Annotated in this window: 21 protein-coding genes and 1 tRNA gene; 17 read left to right on the top strand and 5 right to left on the bottom strand. The window is 51.4% G+C overall.

Going from position 1 to position 16,653, the window contains the following annotated elements; all coding sequences use genetic code 11:
* A complete protein-coding gene (locus tag E7Z62_04545) occupies nt 1-330 on the bottom strand; it encodes a hypothetical protein (protein MBE6522380.1) in 330 nt (109 codons plus the stop codon).
* 5 nt (nt 331-335) lie between these two features.
* The gene (locus E7Z62_04540) at nt 336-1,328 is read right to left on the bottom strand and encodes a TIGR01210 family radical SAM protein (protein MBE6522379.1); all 993 of its coding nucleotides are present in this window, start codon (nt 1,326-1,328) and stop codon (nt 336-338) included.
* Between the two features lie 147 nt (nt 1,329-1,475).
* Here E7Z62_04540 and E7Z62_04535 point away from each other — a divergent pair, with 147 nt between their 5' ends.
* Both E7Z62_04535 and E7Z62_04530 read left to right on the top strand, forming a co-directional pair.
* On the top strand, nt 1,476-2,828 hold the full coding sequence (locus E7Z62_04535) for an NAD(P)H-nitrite reductase (GenBank protein MBE6522378.1): 1,353 nt from the start codon (nt 1,476-1,478) through the stop codon (nt 2,826-2,828).
* Between the two features lie 4 nt (nt 2,829-2,832).
* Nucleotides 2,833-3,609, top strand: coding sequence for a hypothetical protein (locus tag E7Z62_04530; protein ID MBE6522377.1), 777 nt, complete (start codon nt 2,833-2,835; stop codon nt 3,607-3,609).
* A gap of 54 nt (nt 3,610-3,663) precedes the next feature.
* Here the strand turns inward: E7Z62_04530 and E7Z62_04525 are convergent, their stop codons facing one another.
* A complete protein-coding gene (locus tag E7Z62_04525) occupies nt 3,664-4,548 on the bottom strand; it encodes a GTP cyclohydrolase I FolE2 (protein ID MBE6522376.1) in 885 nt (294 codons plus the stop codon).
* Nucleotides 4,549-4,613: 65 nt separating this feature from the next.
* Between E7Z62_04525 and E7Z62_04520 the strand changes: the two genes are divergently transcribed.
* From E7Z62_04520 to E7Z62_04480, 9 genes are all read left to right on the top strand, one after another.
* Nucleotides 4,614-5,258 (top strand): ribonuclease HII, encoded by a 645-nt coding sequence (locus E7Z62_04520; GenBank protein MBE6522375.1) that lies wholly within the window; start codon nt 4,614-4,616, stop codon nt 5,256-5,258.
* 7 nt (nt 5,259-5,265) lie between these two features.
* Nucleotides 5,266-5,598: an SCP2 sterol-binding domain-containing protein gene (locus tag E7Z62_04515; protein ID MBE6522374.1), complete on the top strand. Its 333-nt coding sequence runs from the start codon at nt 5,266-5,268 to the stop codon at nt 5,596-5,598.
* Between the two features lie 65 nt (nt 5,599-5,663).
* Nucleotides 5,664-7,184 (top strand): hypothetical protein, encoded by a 1,521-nt coding sequence (locus E7Z62_04510; protein MBE6522373.1) that lies wholly within the window; start codon nt 5,664-5,666, stop codon nt 7,182-7,184.
* 78 nt (nt 7,185-7,262) lie between these two features.
* Nucleotides 7,263-7,340: transfer RNA gene (locus E7Z62_04505), tRNA-Met, on the top strand.
* A 96-nt stretch (nt 7,341-7,436) separates the two neighbouring features.
* Nucleotides 7,437-8,015 (top strand): zinc ribbon domain-containing protein, encoded by a 579-nt coding sequence (locus tag E7Z62_04500; protein ID MBE6522372.1) that lies wholly within the window; start codon nt 7,437-7,439, stop codon nt 8,013-8,015.
* Nucleotides 8,005-8,265 carry a hypothetical protein gene (locus tag E7Z62_04495; protein MBE6522371.1) on the top strand — a complete coding sequence of 87 codons (261 nt, stop codon included), beginning with the start codon at nt 8,005-8,007 and terminating at the stop codon, nt 8,263-8,265. Before E7Z62_04500 ends, E7Z62_04495 begins: the two co-directional genes overlap by 11 nt.
* A 79-nt stretch (nt 8,266-8,344) precedes the next feature.
* Nucleotides 8,345-9,319: a zinc-ribbon domain-containing protein gene (locus tag E7Z62_04490; GenBank protein ID MBE6522370.1), complete on the top strand. Its 975-nt coding sequence runs from the start codon at nt 8,345-8,347 to the stop codon at nt 9,317-9,319.
* 132 nt (nt 9,320-9,451) lie between these two features.
* Complete coding sequence (locus E7Z62_04485; GenBank protein ID MBE6522369.1) at nt 9,452-9,904, top strand: glutathione peroxidase; 453 nt, start codon at nt 9,452-9,454, stop codon at nt 9,902-9,904.
* 3 nt (nt 9,905-9,907) lie between these two features.
* Nucleotides 9,908-10,360 carry a MarR family transcriptional regulator gene (locus E7Z62_04480; GenBank protein MBE6522368.1) on the top strand — a complete coding sequence of 151 codons (453 nt, stop codon included), beginning with the start codon at nt 9,908-9,910 and terminating at the stop codon, nt 10,358-10,360.
* 39 nt (nt 10,361-10,399) lie between these two features.
* Here E7Z62_04480 and E7Z62_04475 read toward each other — a convergent pair whose 3' ends face one another.
* Nucleotides 10,400-10,915 (bottom strand): hypothetical protein, encoded by a 516-nt coding sequence (locus E7Z62_04475; GenBank protein ID MBE6522367.1) that lies wholly within the window; start codon nt 10,913-10,915, stop codon nt 10,400-10,402.
* Nucleotides 10,916-11,056: 141 nt separating this feature from the next.
* Between E7Z62_04475 and E7Z62_04470 the strand changes: the two genes are divergently transcribed.
* From E7Z62_04470 to E7Z62_04450, 5 genes are read left to right on the top strand one after another with little or no spacing between them, the layout of a single operon-like run.
* Entirely contained in the window at nt 11,057-11,635 is a 579-nt protein-coding gene (locus E7Z62_04470; GenBank protein MBE6522366.1) for a hypothetical protein, read from the top strand.
* A 42-nt stretch (nt 11,636-11,677) separates the two neighbouring features.
* Nucleotides 11,678-11,950 (top strand): Asp-tRNA(Asn)/Glu-tRNA(Gln) amidotransferase GatCAB subunit C, encoded by a 273-nt coding sequence (locus E7Z62_04465; protein MBE6522365.1) that lies wholly within the window; start codon nt 11,678-11,680, stop codon nt 11,948-11,950.
* 2 nt (nt 11,951-11,952) lie between these two features.
* On the top strand, nt 11,953-13,275 hold the full coding sequence (gatA, locus tag E7Z62_04460) for an Asp-tRNA(Asn)/Glu-tRNA(Gln) amidotransferase subunit GatA (GenBank protein MBE6522364.1): 1,323 nt from the start codon (nt 11,953-11,955) through the stop codon (nt 13,273-13,275).
* Complete coding sequence (gene gatB / locus E7Z62_04455) at nt 13,272-14,612, top strand: Asp-tRNA(Asn)/Glu-tRNA(Gln) amidotransferase subunit GatB (GenBank protein ID MBE6522363.1); 1,341 nt, start codon at nt 13,272-13,274, stop codon at nt 14,610-14,612. The genes gatA and gatB overlap by 4 nt, the downstream gene beginning before the upstream one ends.
* Nucleotides 14,613-14,666: 54 nt before the next feature.
* Nucleotides 14,667-15,179: a nitroreductase gene (locus tag E7Z62_04450; GenBank protein MBE6522362.1), complete on the top strand. Its 513-nt coding sequence runs from the start codon at nt 14,667-14,669 to the stop codon at nt 15,177-15,179.
* Nucleotides 15,180-15,209: 30 nt separating this feature from the next.
* On the opposite strand, the gene E7Z62_04445 is transcribed toward E7Z62_04450, so the two are convergent.
* Nucleotides 15,210-15,623: a DUF3574 domain-containing protein gene (locus tag E7Z62_04445; protein MBE6522361.1), complete on the bottom strand. Its 414-nt coding sequence runs from the start codon at nt 15,621-15,623 to the stop codon at nt 15,210-15,212.
* 97 nt (nt 15,624-15,720) lie between these two features.
* On the opposite strand from E7Z62_04445, the gene E7Z62_04440 reads away from it, so the two are divergent.
* The gene (locus tag E7Z62_04440; protein MBE6522360.1) at nt 15,721-16,647 is read left to right on the top strand and encodes an arsenic resistance protein; all 927 of its coding nucleotides are present in this window, start codon (nt 15,721-15,723) and stop codon (nt 16,645-16,647) included.
* The last annotated feature ends 6 nt before the right edge of the window (nt 16,648-16,653 follow it).

The following is a 16,653-nucleotide window of genomic DNA, read 5'->3' as shown; positions in this document are numbered from 1 at the left end:
TTACAGCTCTCCGTCCTTCGCCTTCTTCTGGGCCCTCTTCATACGGGCCTTGGCGTTGAATCCGGTAGCCTTCTCTGCAAAGACGTTGAGCTTCTTCTTGCTGTCGAGGATCTCATCGTCGGAACAGTTCTTAGCATCGGGGATGTTCTTCGTTGTGATGTCCATCTTGTCCTTGCTGATCACTGTGACCTCGATCGTCTCCATGACACCGTAGGATGATACGAACTTGTCCCCGTCCTTCTTGACGTTTCCAAAGGTCTCTTCCATCAACTGTGCCAGCTTGTCTCCTTCGATGTTCTTAAACCATCCTTTCTTGATGTCGTAATCCATCCATTTCACATCCTAAGAACTAACTCGTTTTCGAAATCCCTTTCAAGGTCGGCGGGTGACCCGAGAATGGTCTCGGACCTCATGTACGCCTCCCATTTGGAGATGCATTTGCAGGTCACATTCAAATCCTTGATGTCCTGCGAGTAACTGAATTTCTCTATCGCATCGAGTGCCCTTTGATCGCACTCTCCGCAGTTATGGACGCCCCTCATCGCTCCCCCTCCCGAAGGTGAGGACATGAGGCGTGCGTTGACGGTACCGTGAAGCTGTTTGAAGACCTCGATGAGCGACCAGATCCATGGGGATCTGAACTCCCCTCTCTTCCAAAGACGCTCCACATAGGTCGCCCTCTGAACGTTTAGAGGGTTGACAGATATCTCATCCGAGAAGTGATCGGCGAACCTGGCAGAATTCACAGAGTCCTCGATCGCCATCCTCTCTGTCATGAAAGGAGGCTTCAGGAGAAGGTACGTCCTGACCCCCAGACCGTTATCCTTCAGGAGCTCGCCCGCGCGCTTGATGTCATCCGGCGTGAATCCCTTATGGACCGATGTCCTGAGCACCTCGGGGTCGGAACTCTCCAATCCCAGGGCAACTGTGATGTTCTTCGGAAGACTGCCGACAACATCCGGTGTGATGAACTCGGGACGGCTCTCGAAGAGGAGACGCTTACAGTCCTTGAAAGTATCGAAGATGGTCTCGCGGACCTGCGGGGGCACCTCGTTATCATCTAGGAAGCTTCCCGAGGTGTACATCTTGACGAACGGCTCGTCCTTGTATTTGCCCTTGGCCTGCTCCAGCTGCTTCAAGAGATCGTCGGGCGTGACATTCATCAGCGAGGCTTCCCTGTATCCGCACATGGTGCAACCCCCATGCTTCACCCAACAGCAACCGTTGGTGCGCATGATCATGACCATCGCCCTCACCTTCTCTCCGCCGGCCATATCGCCCTCTTTCCAACAGGCTTCTAGCTCCGACGGTGATCTCTTCTCTTTCATCTGGGTACCTGCGCTTAGTATGCCCGTGTATGTTATAACCTTTTTCGACCTGAATCAAGCGTCAAACCGATGAAATCAGTGGACAAAAAATCCCCCTTTCAAATAGTTATTATATAGCCGGAGATTACGGAAAAACGGAGGAGCCTAATGGCTAAGAAAATCATTGTAATCGGTTCAGGAGCCGCAGGAATGACAGCGGCCTCTACCGCCAGGGCGAAAGACCCTGAATGCGAGATCACGGTCTTCACAGAAGACGAAGATGTCGCATACTCCCCTTGCGCTATCCCGTGGGGTATCGAGGGGAAGAGCAATTGGACCGACATAGTCATGCACACCCCCGACTTCTACGAGAAGGAGCGCGGGATAAAGGTGTTCACAAAGACTGCTGTCGAATCCGTGGATGATGCTGCCAAGACCGTCACAGCAGGCGGAAAAGCATACGCATACGACTCACTTGTGATCGCAACCGGAGGAAAGGTATTCGTTCCACCTATCGAAGGCACCAACCTGAAGAACGTCTTCATCGTGAGGACGGTCAGGGACGGAAAGAACATCCAGAAAGCACTGAAAGATGCGAAGAATGTCGTCATCGGAGGAGCAGGCGTCATCGGACTCGAGCTCGCTGTGGCATTCAAGGATATGGGGAAGGACGTCACCGTCGTCGAGATGATGAATCAAGTCATCCCCCGTATCGCGGACAAGGACATGGCCGACGACATCCAGAAGCACCTCGAGGATATGGGAATCAAATTCGTGATGAAAGCCCCCATCCAAGCAGTCAACGGTACGGACAAAGTCACCAGCGTCACAGCGGATGGCAAGGAGTACCCCTGCGAGGTCATGATATTCGCGACCGGCGTCCGTGCCAACCTCGACATCCCCAAGGCCTTGGGATTCGATATCGGACAGCTCAACGCCGTGATCGTAGCACCCACACTCCAGCCTTATAAGAGGGGCAGACTCGTCCCCGATATCTATGTGGCCGGAGATCTGGTGCAGTGCGAATCTGCCGTCATGAACGGAGCGACCATGAGTCAACTCGGATCCACCGCAGTCAAGCAGGGAGCCGTGGCAGGAAACAACGCCGTCTGCAAGGACAAGAAGCTCTTCGGACCGGTCGCCAGCCCATGGGTCAGCTTCATCGGCGAGAAGCAGATCGCCGGTACTGGACTCTCACAGGGGCTCGCATCTTGGTATGGTGTCGATGTCGCAGAAGGAAAGGCGAAGGGTCTCACCCGTGCAAGGTACTATCCTGGCGGAAAGGAACTCATCGTCAAGGTCCTCGCAGACAGGACATCCCACAGGATCATCGGAGCTCAGATCATCGCAGGAGAGGAAGCGACCGGCCGTATCGATTGGCTGACGTCCGCCGTCATCAACGGAATAACCGCTGAGGACTTCCTCGTCCGCTCCGAGAACGCCTACTGCCCGCCTACATCCATGGTAAAGGACGTCGTCATCTCTGCAGTGGAAGACCTCTGCAGAAACCTCGCACAGTGATACCGTGGAGTATGCAGAGTACAAGGAACTGTACAACAGCCTGAGGACACCCGCCGATATCGAAGCCCATAAAGGCCGGTACGACGACAGGCTGCTGGACACACTCTACACACAGAAGACCAGCAGGGAAGTGAAGAAGAGGTTCTACATCGTAAAGCAGAACACCCCCCGCATGCTCAAAGAGTGGCATAAGGGGAAGACGATCATGGACCTGTCGAACAAGTACAGATTCCCTCCGATTCTCACGGCGATGTTTATCTTCTTAGAGGACGGGACATCCAAGAAGGACTTCTGGGCGGCCATCAACGACCCCGATTCGTTGGAGAGTCCCGAGGTCGCGGATGAGATCCGTGAGGCCATAGAGAACGATATCGTATACTCGCCCGCCGCCAACGACAGGCAGAGGGAGAGAGGCATCTGGGGCGAGGACCTTGCCCACCAATGGCTTGATGGCCAGGGCGTCACCTACCGTACGGAGAACGACCTCAGGGACAGCGATGTGGAGTTCACCAAGACCCCCGACTGCCTTCTGGACCGCCCCATGGTTTACAAGGGTCACAAGATTTGCTGGGTAGAGAGCAAGGCATCCTTCGGGGACAACACCGAGTTCAAGTACAACTCCAGAAAACAGCTGATCCCCTATACCCAACTGTTCGGACCCGGACTTGTCGTTTATTGGGTTGGATGTCTGGATGATCTTGAATGTCCTCCGGACGTTTATGTTTCCGACATATCGGTACTGGATGAGAAACTTGATGAATATGAGGAAGGACAGGAGTGATCCTGCCCCCCTCCCATTTTATAATTATATCAATAATCAGTTTTTGAGAGATGCTCACTGGTTCTCCTGACGGAGCTCGCCAAGTGTCGCTTCCCTCTCTGCGAATGCGTCGTGCTTGTGGATGGATTCCTCTGAATCGCTGATGACGTCTACAAACACATCATCCGGAAGGTCAGGATATTTCTTGACGAAGTTGTCCAGAACGGCTCTGACGACGTCCTCCACGAACTTCGTGTTGGAGTGTGCATTGATGATGACCTGTCCCTCGTCCGGCCTCTTCAGAAGCTCGTATGTTGGCGACGAGAAGGATGCTTCCACAAGGTCGATCAGATCGTTGGCTTCCACAGACCTGTCCTCGGGCAGATAAACCATCAGAGTGACCACATTCCTCTGGTTGTGAGTCATAACAGGATGCTCGCTCTGAATCTCCAGCATCTCGGTGACCGTCTGCTGTCCGCAGGGACATGCGGTCATCCCTATGACCTCGACTCCGACCATCTTCGTGATCTCCCCGTCACGCTCGATATGTCCTCCTGACAGGAGCGTATACGACTCGAATGTATCCTTCCCAAGAGGCGTCTTGGATGCACGGAAGTATTCTGCCTCGATGTGAACCTCACCCTCTTTCGCATACTCGTGGTGGACCATGAGCTTCCTGCAGATGTCTGCGGCCACATCCTCGATGGCCGTGATGGGTTTCTTGACGGACTCCTCCACGATCTCGTTCAGTACCTCTACGTTCCTTGACATATGGGAGCCTTTCTGGTCCCCGGGCAAGTCGACATAGATGTCGATGCTGCAGTTCAGGATATGGTTGAGCGTACCGTTAATTCCCTCCCTCTGGACGAGGATGGGTTTGCGTACACCTTTGACTCCAACACGGGTAAGCTTGTACTCAGCATCCCCTTTGCCGTACTGAAGATCACATTTGAGCGTCATCAGACCTTCCAATACCGAACTACTTTAAAACTATGTGTGCCTACAACCGATTCGGTTGGAATACTATGTTCTGCGGAGTAGACGAAGCTGGAAGGGGTTCAGTGATGGGCCCGCTCGTCGTAGGCGTCGTTTACGTTGAATCGGATAAGGAACTGAAGAACATAGGCGTGAAGGACTCCAAGAAGCTCACGCCGAAGACGCGCGAGAGGATGTACGATGAGATCATTTCTGTTGCGGACCATTGGTGCACCGTCATCGTTTCCTCCGAGGAGATAGACGAACAGAGAAAGAGCATCTCACTTAACGAGATAGAGCTCAACATGTTCGCCGAAGGTGTATCTAAATGGGATACAGTCCAGATTCTCGCCGACTGCCCAGATATCAACGAATCCTCTTTTACCGATCGCCTATATGCAAAGGTCGGAAAAGATGTGGAAATAATAGCAAAGCATAAAGCCGATGACACATACCCCATAGTATCGGCAGCGTCCATCGTAGCAAAAGTAACGAGAGACCGCATGATGGAAGAAATAAGGAAGGAATTCGGAGAGGATATCGGAAGCGGCTATCCCAGCGATTCCAAGACTATGAATTTCATCTATGATTGGATAAAGAAGAACGGGAAGGCCCCTCCTCATGTGAGAACCTCCTGGGAACCGGTCAGGGATTCACTGGCGAAAAGGAAAAACACAAGACTCGATGATTGGTGAGAAACAAATGACGATGCAACCGCAAATCCAAGAGATGATTGACAAGTTCCACAGAAAGATGGAGAAGGATCCCAATGTCAAGAAGGAGATCGAACCTCTAGTGAAGACCATCAACATCGACCTGGGCAGCGAAGCGTACTCCATGAAGCTGAAGAACGCACAGATCTACGACTTCACACCTGTGCTCCTTCAGGAAGCAGACATCACCCTCATCACCACACCTGAGAACCTTCAGGCACTCATCGACGGGACCCTCAGGCCCATGAGGGCGTTCGTCATGAAGAAGATCCAAATCAAAGGAAAGATCGACGACCTCATGTTCCTGAAGAAATTCTTCTGAAATCACTTTCCAGAGGGCTCATGCCCTCGCCCATTCTTTTAAACGCTTAACATCATTACAAACCGATGAAGAATTCCAGAATCGCCCTTATTGTGACCGTGTGCGTAATCGCCGTACTTTTCGCTTCTTTCATCGCCTATAACGGAGAAGGATCCGATTCAGACGATTTCATGATCATTCACACGAACGACACCCACTGCCATTATGGTAACGAGGGCGGTGTCGGATTCTCGACCGTCAAAGCGCTCAAAGACTCTAACGAGGCTGAAGGCAAGACCGTATTCCTGGTTGATGCTGGCGACTTCATACAGGGCAGTGCCTACGGAACACTGTCCCTGGGGGAATCATCGATTAATGTCATGAATACCGTCGGATACGATGTGGGCATACCGGGCAACCATGAATTCGACTACTCGATCGATGTCATGCTCGAGGACCTATCCAACCTGAACTACCCCATCATCTGCTCAAATCTGATTTACAAGTCCAGCGGCGAGAGCATCTTCCCCGAGTACATAGTGTTGGAGAAGAACGGTAAGAGGGTCGGGTTCTTCGGACTTCTGACGCCTGATACCGAGAGAGATGTCAAAGCAGGATGCATGGGGGACAGTGTGGTCACCGATCCGTTCGAGGCATCCGAACGCATGATCGACATTCTCAACGATATGGATGTGGATTTCATCGTTGCCCTCGGGCATATCGGTGTAGATAGAAGCTCCACGGTGAATTCCGATGAAATATGCAGCAGAGTTGACGGTATCGACCTCTTCATCGATGGCCACAGCCATACGGAAATGGAATATGGCAAGGTCTGCGACGGCAGCATCGATCTCATCCCGAGCGACACCACGATAGCTAGCACAGGATGCAATAACACATATGTCGGGATGGTCACGGTAACCAGCGGCGAGATAACCGCCGAGCTGTACAGGGGAGAGAAGATCGATGTCAAGGTCGTCGATGATGCGATTGAGATTGAAAAGGATAAGATCGAAGAGATCCTCAAGGGTAAGATCGGCCACACCGACATATTCCTTAACGGAGAACGTGGAGACGTCAGGACCAAGGAGACAAATCTGGGCGACCTGGTTGCGGATACTCTCCGCTTAGCCAGTGGTGCGGACATCGGGATAATAAACGGTGGAGCGATCCGCATCAGCATAGAACCGGGGGACGTCATAGTCCATGATGCCTATGATGTCAACCCGTTCCTGAATACACTTTGGCTGCTGGAGGTCACAGGAAAGGACCTCAGAAACCTTATGGAGTTCTCCTACAGCCATCTAGGAGAGGTGTTCGGCGGCTTCATACAAATTTCAGGGATGACCGTGAAATACGATGCAACGAAAGAGCCGGGATCCCGCGTCGTTTCCATTGAAGTGAAAGGAAAAACCGTAGGAGACGATGACAAATTCTCCTTGGTGACCACCGACTTCATAGCAACGGGCGGAGATGGGAACAACACGTTCATCGGTCTCGAATATACCGTCTGCGGGGATTCGCTCCAGGCTTTCATAGATTATTTCGAAACAATGGAGAACATAACGGAATCCACAATCCAGATGGACAGACAGATCCCTGTGTGATGCATTCGGAACGCGCATACCTTTTAGAAATTGGACTCACAAAAACGTTTTATAATACACTTACTTAGAGTTGGTTATAGCGAGGTGGGGTAGCCAGGATATCCCGTCGGGCTCATAACCCGGAGACCGGTCGTTCAAATCGACTCCTCGCTACCATCTTTTTTTTCAATTTCGAATGAAAATGTTTGCATTTTTGTGAAACGAATCCTAACAAGGTTTATATCCTGCCTTAAGGTCGGAGAGACTGGTAACATGTCATACTGTAGGAACTGTGGTTTGGACAACATGCCTGGCAACCGCTTCTGCCAAAGATGCGGAGCAGAACTCGACATATACAACCAGGCGCCGGGGAACGCATACTACCCCCAGAACGGGGCACAGGGAGGCCAATACTATCCTGGACCCAATCAGGTTCAGCCTAATTACCAGAATCAGGCGCCCGCACAGTATGTGTACCGCCAAGAACCTCCAGTCCAGCAGCAACCGCAGGGATATCAGCAACCATACCAGCCTGCACAGCCCTCTCCGATTCAGAGCTATCAGTCTGCTAACTTTGTCGAAAAGCCCCAGGAGACACCCGCTCCTCAAACAGAGAAACCCAAAGAAGATACTGAGGCATTCACCGTTCACATTTCCAAACATGAATCGGCACTCCTATCCGCTTACGCACAGTTCAACAAAACGACCGTCGAAGATTTCATGAAGAAGGCGGCCATGGAAAAACTCAGGATGGAATTCGCCAGGAAATCAGCCGACAATGCTTACAACGTCTTCGCGAACGATCAGACCACATACACTCTGGAGGAGGTGATGAACGGCTATGATCTGTGATGTCCACATATCCAAAAGAGCGAAAGGTCAGCTAGATAACCTAACGAAGGAGGATGTGACCGACATCATGGGATGGATCGTCTCACATCTGCAGGGATGCTGCAACCCCGTTTCCTTCGCGACAAGGCTCCATGGGGACCTCCAGGATTATCTGATGTACAGCGTAGGCAGGTACAATCTGTACTGCATCGAGGACGGGGACCGTGTCATCATCCTCTCTGTGGAAAAAGATAATACCGTATCGAACTGAATCATCTGCAGATCACGGAAATCACGATTCCCAATAATTATTATAACGCGTTAATAATGGGGGAATCAGAGGATTCATAATGACATTCTGCGGTAATTGCGGATCAGACAATCCGGCAGGAAATCGTTTCTGTTTCAACTGCGGGGCTGAACTGCCGCCTGCACCTGTAGAACCTCAGATGGGAAACAACCCAACCGTTAACAACGAGGTGGAACGCATCGGAGCATACGACCCCAATGCGAATTATTACAGTCAGGCACCCCCTGTCCAGCAGCAACAGCAACCGTATCAGCAGCCTACATACGACCAACAGCCTTACCAGCAACAGCAACCGTATCAGCAGGCTCCAATGCAACAGCCATATCAACAACAGCCTTACCAGTCTGCACAACCACAAGACCCGTACCAGCAGCAATATCAGCCTTACCAACAGGCTCCTCCCCAGCAATATCAGCAACCCATGTATGGCCAACAGCCTTACGGGGCGGCACCCTATCCTAACCAGCCCGGGCAGAAACTGCCTATGACCTACCTTTACGGAGCACCCAACAACAACAAGAATCTCCGTTTCGTAGGAATGGTGATGTCGATAGGTGCATTCGTTATGACGGTTGTAGCAATCTGCGCAATCGGACTGATCAACAATCCAGACACAGACTCGCTGCAGACACTCATCTCTTTCGGAATCGGGGATAAGAACGGACTGTTCATCCTGATTTTTGGTATCCTCTCGATCGGCATCGGAGTGGTTAGCATATTCATACCAATGTTCTCGGTCGTATCCGGAGTGTGTACGATCCTCACGGCAGCACTACCGATGATCAACAAGGGACTGGCCCCGTATGTGGACAATGGAAACTTCATCCTGATCATCGTACTGGGAGTTGCAGCAATCGTACTCGGTGTCGCCGCATCCCTGGTGATGAACAAATATGTGAGATCCAACGTTCAGCACGTTACCATGTTCCAATGCAGCCTGTTCACCTGGATGGGAATCCGCGTCCCCGCAAACATGCAGCAGGACCCCTACCAGCAGCAGCCTCCATACTACTGATCACACATCAAATCCCTTTCCAAACCTCTTCTTCTTCGGTTTTTCTCCATTTCATTAGGTTTAAATAATTAAATTGTATACAATATAATTGTATCAAATTAAGGTGGTATTACGGGAATATACGACTACACGATGAAAGACGCGAAAGGAGAGGACGTCAGCCTCTCCGAATACAAGGGAAAAGTACTGCTCATAGTCAACACCGCTACCGGATGCGGTTTCACCCCTCAGTACGAAGGACTCCAGAAACTGTACGACACCTATCAGAAGGATGGATTCGAGATCCTCGACTTCCCCTGCAACCAGTTCGGCAACCAGGCACCGGGATCCGATGAAGAGATCGTCGAATTCTGCCAGATGAAATACAACACTACCTTCCGCCAGTTCTCGAAGATTGAGGTCAACGGAGACAATGAAGCACCTCTGTACACCTACCTGAAATCTCAGAAGGGCAGCATGCTCGGTAAGAAGATCAAGTGGAATTTCACCAAGTTCCTCGTCGACCGCGAAGGAAATGTAGTCGACCGCTACGGTCCCACCGAGACTCCCGAGAAGATCGAGAAAGACATCAAAGGGTTGCTCTGAACCATGACCGAGGATCCATACGCCTGCCTGAAACTGGAGAACCAGGTCTGCTTCCCGCTGTACGCCTGTGCAAAGGAGATCGTCAGGCGTTACCGTCCGATGCTAGACGAACTTGATATTACCTACACCCAATACATCGCGATGATGGTTCTTTGGGAGCAGGGATCGTCGTCGGTCAACAGCCTGGGGGACAGACTCTTCCTCGATTCGGGGACACTCTCTCCAATGCTAAAAAACCTTGAATCCAAGGGTTATGTTACACGCAACCGTTCCAAAGAGGATGAGAGGACACTCATAGTATCCGTCACTCCAAAAGGAATGGAGCTGCGCGACAGAGCACTCAGCGTACCTGGAAGAATGGCATCGTGCGTAAATCTGTCTCCGGAAAAGGGAAAACTGCTTCACGACCTCCTGTACGAGATCCTCGGACAGTTTTCGGCAGAAAGCAAAGATTGAAATGCGGGGATTTCCCCGCATTTTTTGAATGATTTTGAATCACAGAAGGGATTTGGCTTCTTCGGCATCCAGATCCAATGCCTTCAGCATATACTGGAGTGCCTTCTTCGCATAAGGCGCACGGGCTTTGGGATCCTCCATGATCTCACCGTACTGCGCCATGACGTTGTTGAAGTATTCAATGGCGAACTCTGAGTAGAGAGACGATGACAGGGATTCGTCGATCTCCGCTGCTTCGCAATATGCCTTCTCAGCCTCATCATACTTCTGTACGGAGATGCAGAACAAACCGTATGCCTGATAGTAATCTGCGCGCTCGGGATCGAGCTCCATTGCCTTCTTGTAAGCATCGATGATCTCGTCCACATCCGCCTTGGCCCCGAACATTCCTGATGCGTAGTTCCCGCATTCGGCCTTGTAGAACCAACACTCTGCGTTGTCAGGGAACTCGACCACAAGCTTCTTGAAAGACGAATATGCCTTCTTGAAGTCTCCTTCTTCCATCGCCTTCATTCCTGCGGCGAGTTGTTTCTCGGGTGTAGCAGCTGCTGCCATGCGATGTTCTAAACGTCCACATAATAAAGGTCTTTCGGGAAAAAAGGCAGTATATGAACTTCTGAAACCCAAAGTGCTGTCCGTTGACGATCGCTCAACTCTGCCCATTACCTTCTATTAACAATTCTTAAGACAAACCGTATGAACCCTTTTTATGGTAAGTATGCCGATATTTTCATCATGGAGACATGGAAGTCCGTCGCAAGCCTCAAAGATTTCGAGAACTACAGGATCATCAAGGCCCCTGTCCCTGAATACGAACAGGAGAGCTACGATATCGCGTTCAGCAAATGCAAGGAGAACAAATGCGGCACCTTCGATACGAACTGGGGCTGCAATCCAGGTGCGAAAAGGGACGTTCCTGCATTCTACAGGGAGATGGACTACGTCGTCATCATCAGCCGTGTCTTCGAGATAGATTACCATGATGCCGAACTCCTCCATGAGGTCACAGAAGATATGCAGCGCGGAATCAGGAGATTCGTCATGAAGCTCAGGGACAACGGCGAAAAATGCCAAGGGTTCATGGATGGACCTTGCCTGTACTGCGGAAAATGCGCCTACCCCGAACCCTGTAGGTTCCCGGACATGCTCATGCCCTCTGTATCCACGCTCGGAATAGGTCTGCAGAAGTATTTCGAGAGTTTCGGCGAGTCATTCTCCTTCAAGGAAGGGAGGATAACTCTCTACGGGTTCGTATTCGTAAAAAAACGCGCGTAATGTTTTTTATTATAAGTCCGATAGACCGCCGAAGGTCTAGTTATGGATGTGAAGACCGTTAGAGACGTGGCGAAGTTCGCCCATTTGGCCCTGACCGACGAGGAGGCCGAGAGATACTGCAAGGATCTCGGGGACATCCTCAGTTACTTCGAGTTGCTCAACGAGGCACCCGAGTGCAGCGAGCGCGGAGTGAATCCTATTCTGGTGCAGGATATCACCAGAGAGGACGAGCCCAAGGTCGAGTACGATGCGGATGAGCTCCTCAAGGACATGGACACATACGACAGGTACGTAAGGGGGCCCAGGCTGTCATGAGCATGGATAGCGTCATGAAGGACCTGAAGGCCATCAACGCCAAGTATCAGATGTTCCACGCCATGTCAGACGACATCGTCGCAGGCGATGCCAAGTTCCTCTTCTCAGCAAAAGATAACCTCACATCCTACGACATGGAGGCCTGCGCCGGATCCAGGATCCTCGAGGGATACCACCCGGTGTTCGATGCTACATGCATTTCCAAACTCAGAGAGGCCGGAGGCAAACTCGTCGGAAAGACCAACATGGACGAGTTCGGTTTTGGTACATTCTCCACCAACTCGGGATTCGAGATTCCGAGGAACCCCTATGACCTGAACAGGGCCTGCGGAGGATCGTCCGGAGGTTCCGCCTGCGCGGCATCGGTCATCGAGGACCATATGTCCCTCGGAGTCTCCACGGGAGGTTCCATCTGCTGCCCCGCATCATTCTGCGGAGTCTACGGAATCGCACCCACCTACGGACGCGTATCCAGACACGGACTGATCGACTACGGTAACTCATTGGACAAGATAGGTGTGCTCTCCCAGAAGGCCACTGACCTCAAGAAGTACATGCAGATCATCGCCGGCAAGGACGAAAGGGATCCGACATCTATGGCCCAGCCAGATTTCAAGACCGATTACAGAAAGATGAAATCCGTCGCCGTGCCCAAAGAAGGCATCGAGGGATTGTCCAAAGAGGTCGAATCGATCTTCAAGGATGCCCTTGAAGCACTGAAGAGCATAGGAATCGATGTGGACTATGTGGACATGCCCTCGCTGAAATACGCCATGCCCGCCTACTACATCCTGGCCACATCCGAAGCATCCACCAACCTCGCAAGATATGTCGGGATGAGATACGGCCACCAGGAAGGCGACCACTCCCTGAAATTCGACGACTATTTCACAGAGGTCCGTTCCAAATACTTCGGAGACGAAGCGAAGAGGAGGATCCTGCTGGGAACCTACGCACGTATGGCCGGATTCGGAGGAAGGCATTACGCCAAGGCCAGAGAGGTCAGGCAGGTCGTCATAAACGATTACAAGAGGGTCCTAGAAACCCATGACGCCGTGTTGGCCCCCACAATGCCATTCACCGCACCCAGATTCGACGACATCTCCAAGATGTCCGCTCTGGAATCATACAAAGCAGATTATCTCACCGTTCCCGCAAACATCGCCGGTACCCCTCACCTGTCCGTACCCTGCGGATACGATTCGGAAGGTATGCCGGTCGGGATGCAGTTCGTGGCCGACCACTGGAACGAGGACATCCTGTTCTCGATAGCGGAGGACTGGGAGAAGCAGTTCGATCTGAAGAGACCGGAGGTGTCCATATGAAGATCGGATTGGAATGCCATGTGCAGCTCCCAACCAAATCGAAGATGTTCTGCTCCTGCCCCACAGCAGACTGCGAATTCCCCAACACATATGTGTGCCCCACATGCCTGGGGATGCCGGGATCCAGACCTGTCCTCAACAAGCAGGTGCTGATCTACGGAATCATGATAGCGAAAATGCTCAACTGCGAGGTCAACGACACCACATGGTTCGCAAGGAAGACATACTTCTACCCCGACATGTCCAAGAGCGTCCAGATCACACAATACGACAACCCCATCGGAGAGAGGGGAGTCTACTACCTCGATGGGAAGAAGCCCATCAGGATCACCAGGATCCATATCGAGGAAGACCCCGGCAGCACCAAGAGGACCGCCGACCTGACATCCCTCGTCGATTACAACAGATCGGGAATCCCGCTGGCAGAGATAGTCACAGAACCCGATATCGCCACCCCTGCCGAGGCCAGACAGTTCCTTACCCAGATGATTGGTGACATCAGGCATTTGCTAAACATCCCCGACGACCTTGAATGGGAGGTCAAATGCGACTGCAACATCTCCGTCGGAACGGAAAGGGTGGAGATCAAGAACGTCAGCGGTCTAAAGAACGCCGAGAAGGCGCTCCACTCGGAGATGGTCAGGCAGATCGCCATGATCAAGGCCAAGAAGAAGATCGTCAGGGAGACCAGGAGATACGACCCCGACAGGGATGTGACCATAAGCATGAGGGTCAAGGAGTTCGAGGACCAGTACGGCTACATCGACGAACCCGATCTTGGAGTCTATCACATCAAAGAACTTGCCGATTCCATCAAGATCTCTGAGAGTCCTCAGAACATGATCCTGAGAATAACCTCGCAGTACAAGCTCGACCCTAAGATGGCGAAACAGCTCGTTAACACCTCTATGGATCTCGCAGTCTTATTCGAGGATATCGCCAAGGAATTCGGGACACCCAACGCCATCAAATGGGTAGGCGGCCCCATCAGCGCCAACTGGCGTGCTATGGAGGAACGCGGCGTGACCGACCTCGGTAAACTGAAAGAGCTCATCAAAGACTTCGCCGACGGCAAGATAACCGACACCCAATGCGCCATTGAGATCAAATCCTACATGACCGGACAAGACGCTGCAGCTGCTCAGGAGGATTCCGCTGGATTGGAGACACTGATTAACGGATTCCTGGATGAGAACCCTAGGATCGTCACAGATTACCAGAAGAACGACAAAGCTGCCAACCAGGTCATCGGATACGTCATGAGGCAGACCGGAGGAAAATACTCCTCGGCAGAGGTAGTAGAAGCGGCCAAGAAACTGATCGAAGCCAGATTCTGACAGTTCTTGCAGTAACGAAGATGGCATTTTATCCTGAACTGCAGATAACTCCTCATGCAATTCGAAGACGTGATCAAGTCCAGATATTCGGTCAGGAAATACAGCAACAAACCCGTCGAAGATGAGAAGCTTCAGAAGATACTTGAGGCTGGAAGATTGGCCCCCACCGCGAAGAACATGCAAGGTCAACATGTATATGTGGTCAAATCCCCGGAACAGAGAAAGAAGTTTGACAAAGAATGGTGCATGCATTTCGATGCTCCTATCGTCCTCATCATCGCAATGAAGAAGGAACTGGAATGGATCAGCCATTTCTCAAAACTGAACCGCGGAGAGACCGATGCTGCCATCGTCACCGATGAGATGATGCTCCAGGCACATGCCCTAGGACTTGGTACCTGCTGGGTAGGTTGGTTCGACCCCGAGAAGGTCAAAGAGGCGTTCAACCTCCCTGACGACGAGACAGTCTACAACCTTCTCCCCCTCGGATACCCCGCGGATGACTGCATGCCCGGTCCGATGCATGCTTCCAGGAAACCACTGAATGAGACCGTCACCTTCCTTTGAAACGGGATGGGGCTGCTGGCCCCTTTCCCTTTAATAAAACACTGAGGCCTTCTTTTCCACCGTGATAAGAATGGATGACTGATGAAGTTTCTCCTTTACCTCGTCGCATATCTTATGGATATCGTCAATTGAAACTCCGACGAGAATGTACACCAGCGAATTCTCGTGAGTGACGGTTCCATCATCATAAGTGTATGCCCCGTTTGCCAAATAACGAGTGAGACCATCCGAATACTTTAGAACGATTTCGTCGATCCATTCCGCGGCTACATCAGGGTCGTAGTCCTCATGCGTTACTGAATCATTGAGCCCGATATACAGCGTGAATGCGTCCTCATCTCCACTGCCGCTGTCATCTAACATTACATGGATCACTAAACCTGCCAAAATGACCTCGATGGCAAGAATCACGACGATTATAGCAATGATATTCTTGTTTTCCATACTTAGTGAAGGTCAGTAGTAGAATATAACTGACCACCTTTATTATCTCAGGAATCGCTCCATTACCATGGACAACGCATTCCTGCATCCGCTGATCATGCTTTCAGCAGCGATAATCGGTCTGGTGGCAGGCTTACTGTTCGACTGCGGTGATGCATCGCAGCTCATAGAACCGTTCCTGATGGTCATGCTCTTCTCCGTGTTCATGTGCGTGAGCATACGTGACATTGGAAAGTCGTTCTCCAACAAACGTTTCACATTGTCCGCCGTCCTCATCAACTTCATCTGGACCCCTATATTCTCCATAATCTTGGGGCTGCTCTTCACCGATATTGACGTAAGGATCGGACTGCTGATGCTGCTCGTAACACCCTGTACAGACTGGTATCTGGTCTTCACTGCTGCGGCAAAAGGAAATGTGCCTCTGAGCAGTGCACTGCTGCCTCTGAACCTCGTATTACAGATAGTCCTGATGCCCGTCTATCTTGTGCTGTTCTTCAACACGCAGATATCTATGGATATTCCTGGACTCCTGACAAGCATGGTCATCGTCCTCGTAATCCCTCTTACGGCGGCGGTGATCGTAAAAGCACTGATGCCCAGACTGTCCCTGTTCGAGAGATTTGGGAATGCCATGAACAATAACGGGGACAATCTCCAGCTATTCTTCCTTTGCCTGGCGATCATGGCGATGTTCGCTTCACAGAGCGAAGAACTGATGGACAACCTGAATCTATTCCTGATGCTGATCATGCCGTTACTCGCTTTCTTCCTGGTGAATTACATAGTCGCTGGATCCGTCGCCAAAGTCCAGAAGTTCGATACCGCCGATACCACATCGCTGATATTCACCAGCATGGCTAGGAACTCGCCGCTGTCTTTGGCGATCGCAGTGGCCGCGTTCCCTGAATCCACATTGCTGCTTTTGGTGCTTGTAATCGCACCTTTGATCGAACTGCCTATACTCTCGATAACAGCTGGATACAGATTGAAAAAGTCAGAAGAAAGGGCCCGAAGGCCCTGAAATGTT

It is taken from the genome of Thermoplasmata archaeon, assembly GCA_015063285.1.
Lineage (GTDB): Archaea > Thermoplasmatota > Thermoplasmata > Methanomassiliicoccales > Methanomethylophilaceae > Methanoprimaticola.
This window is presented reverse-complemented; position numbering and strand designations above follow the sequence as displayed.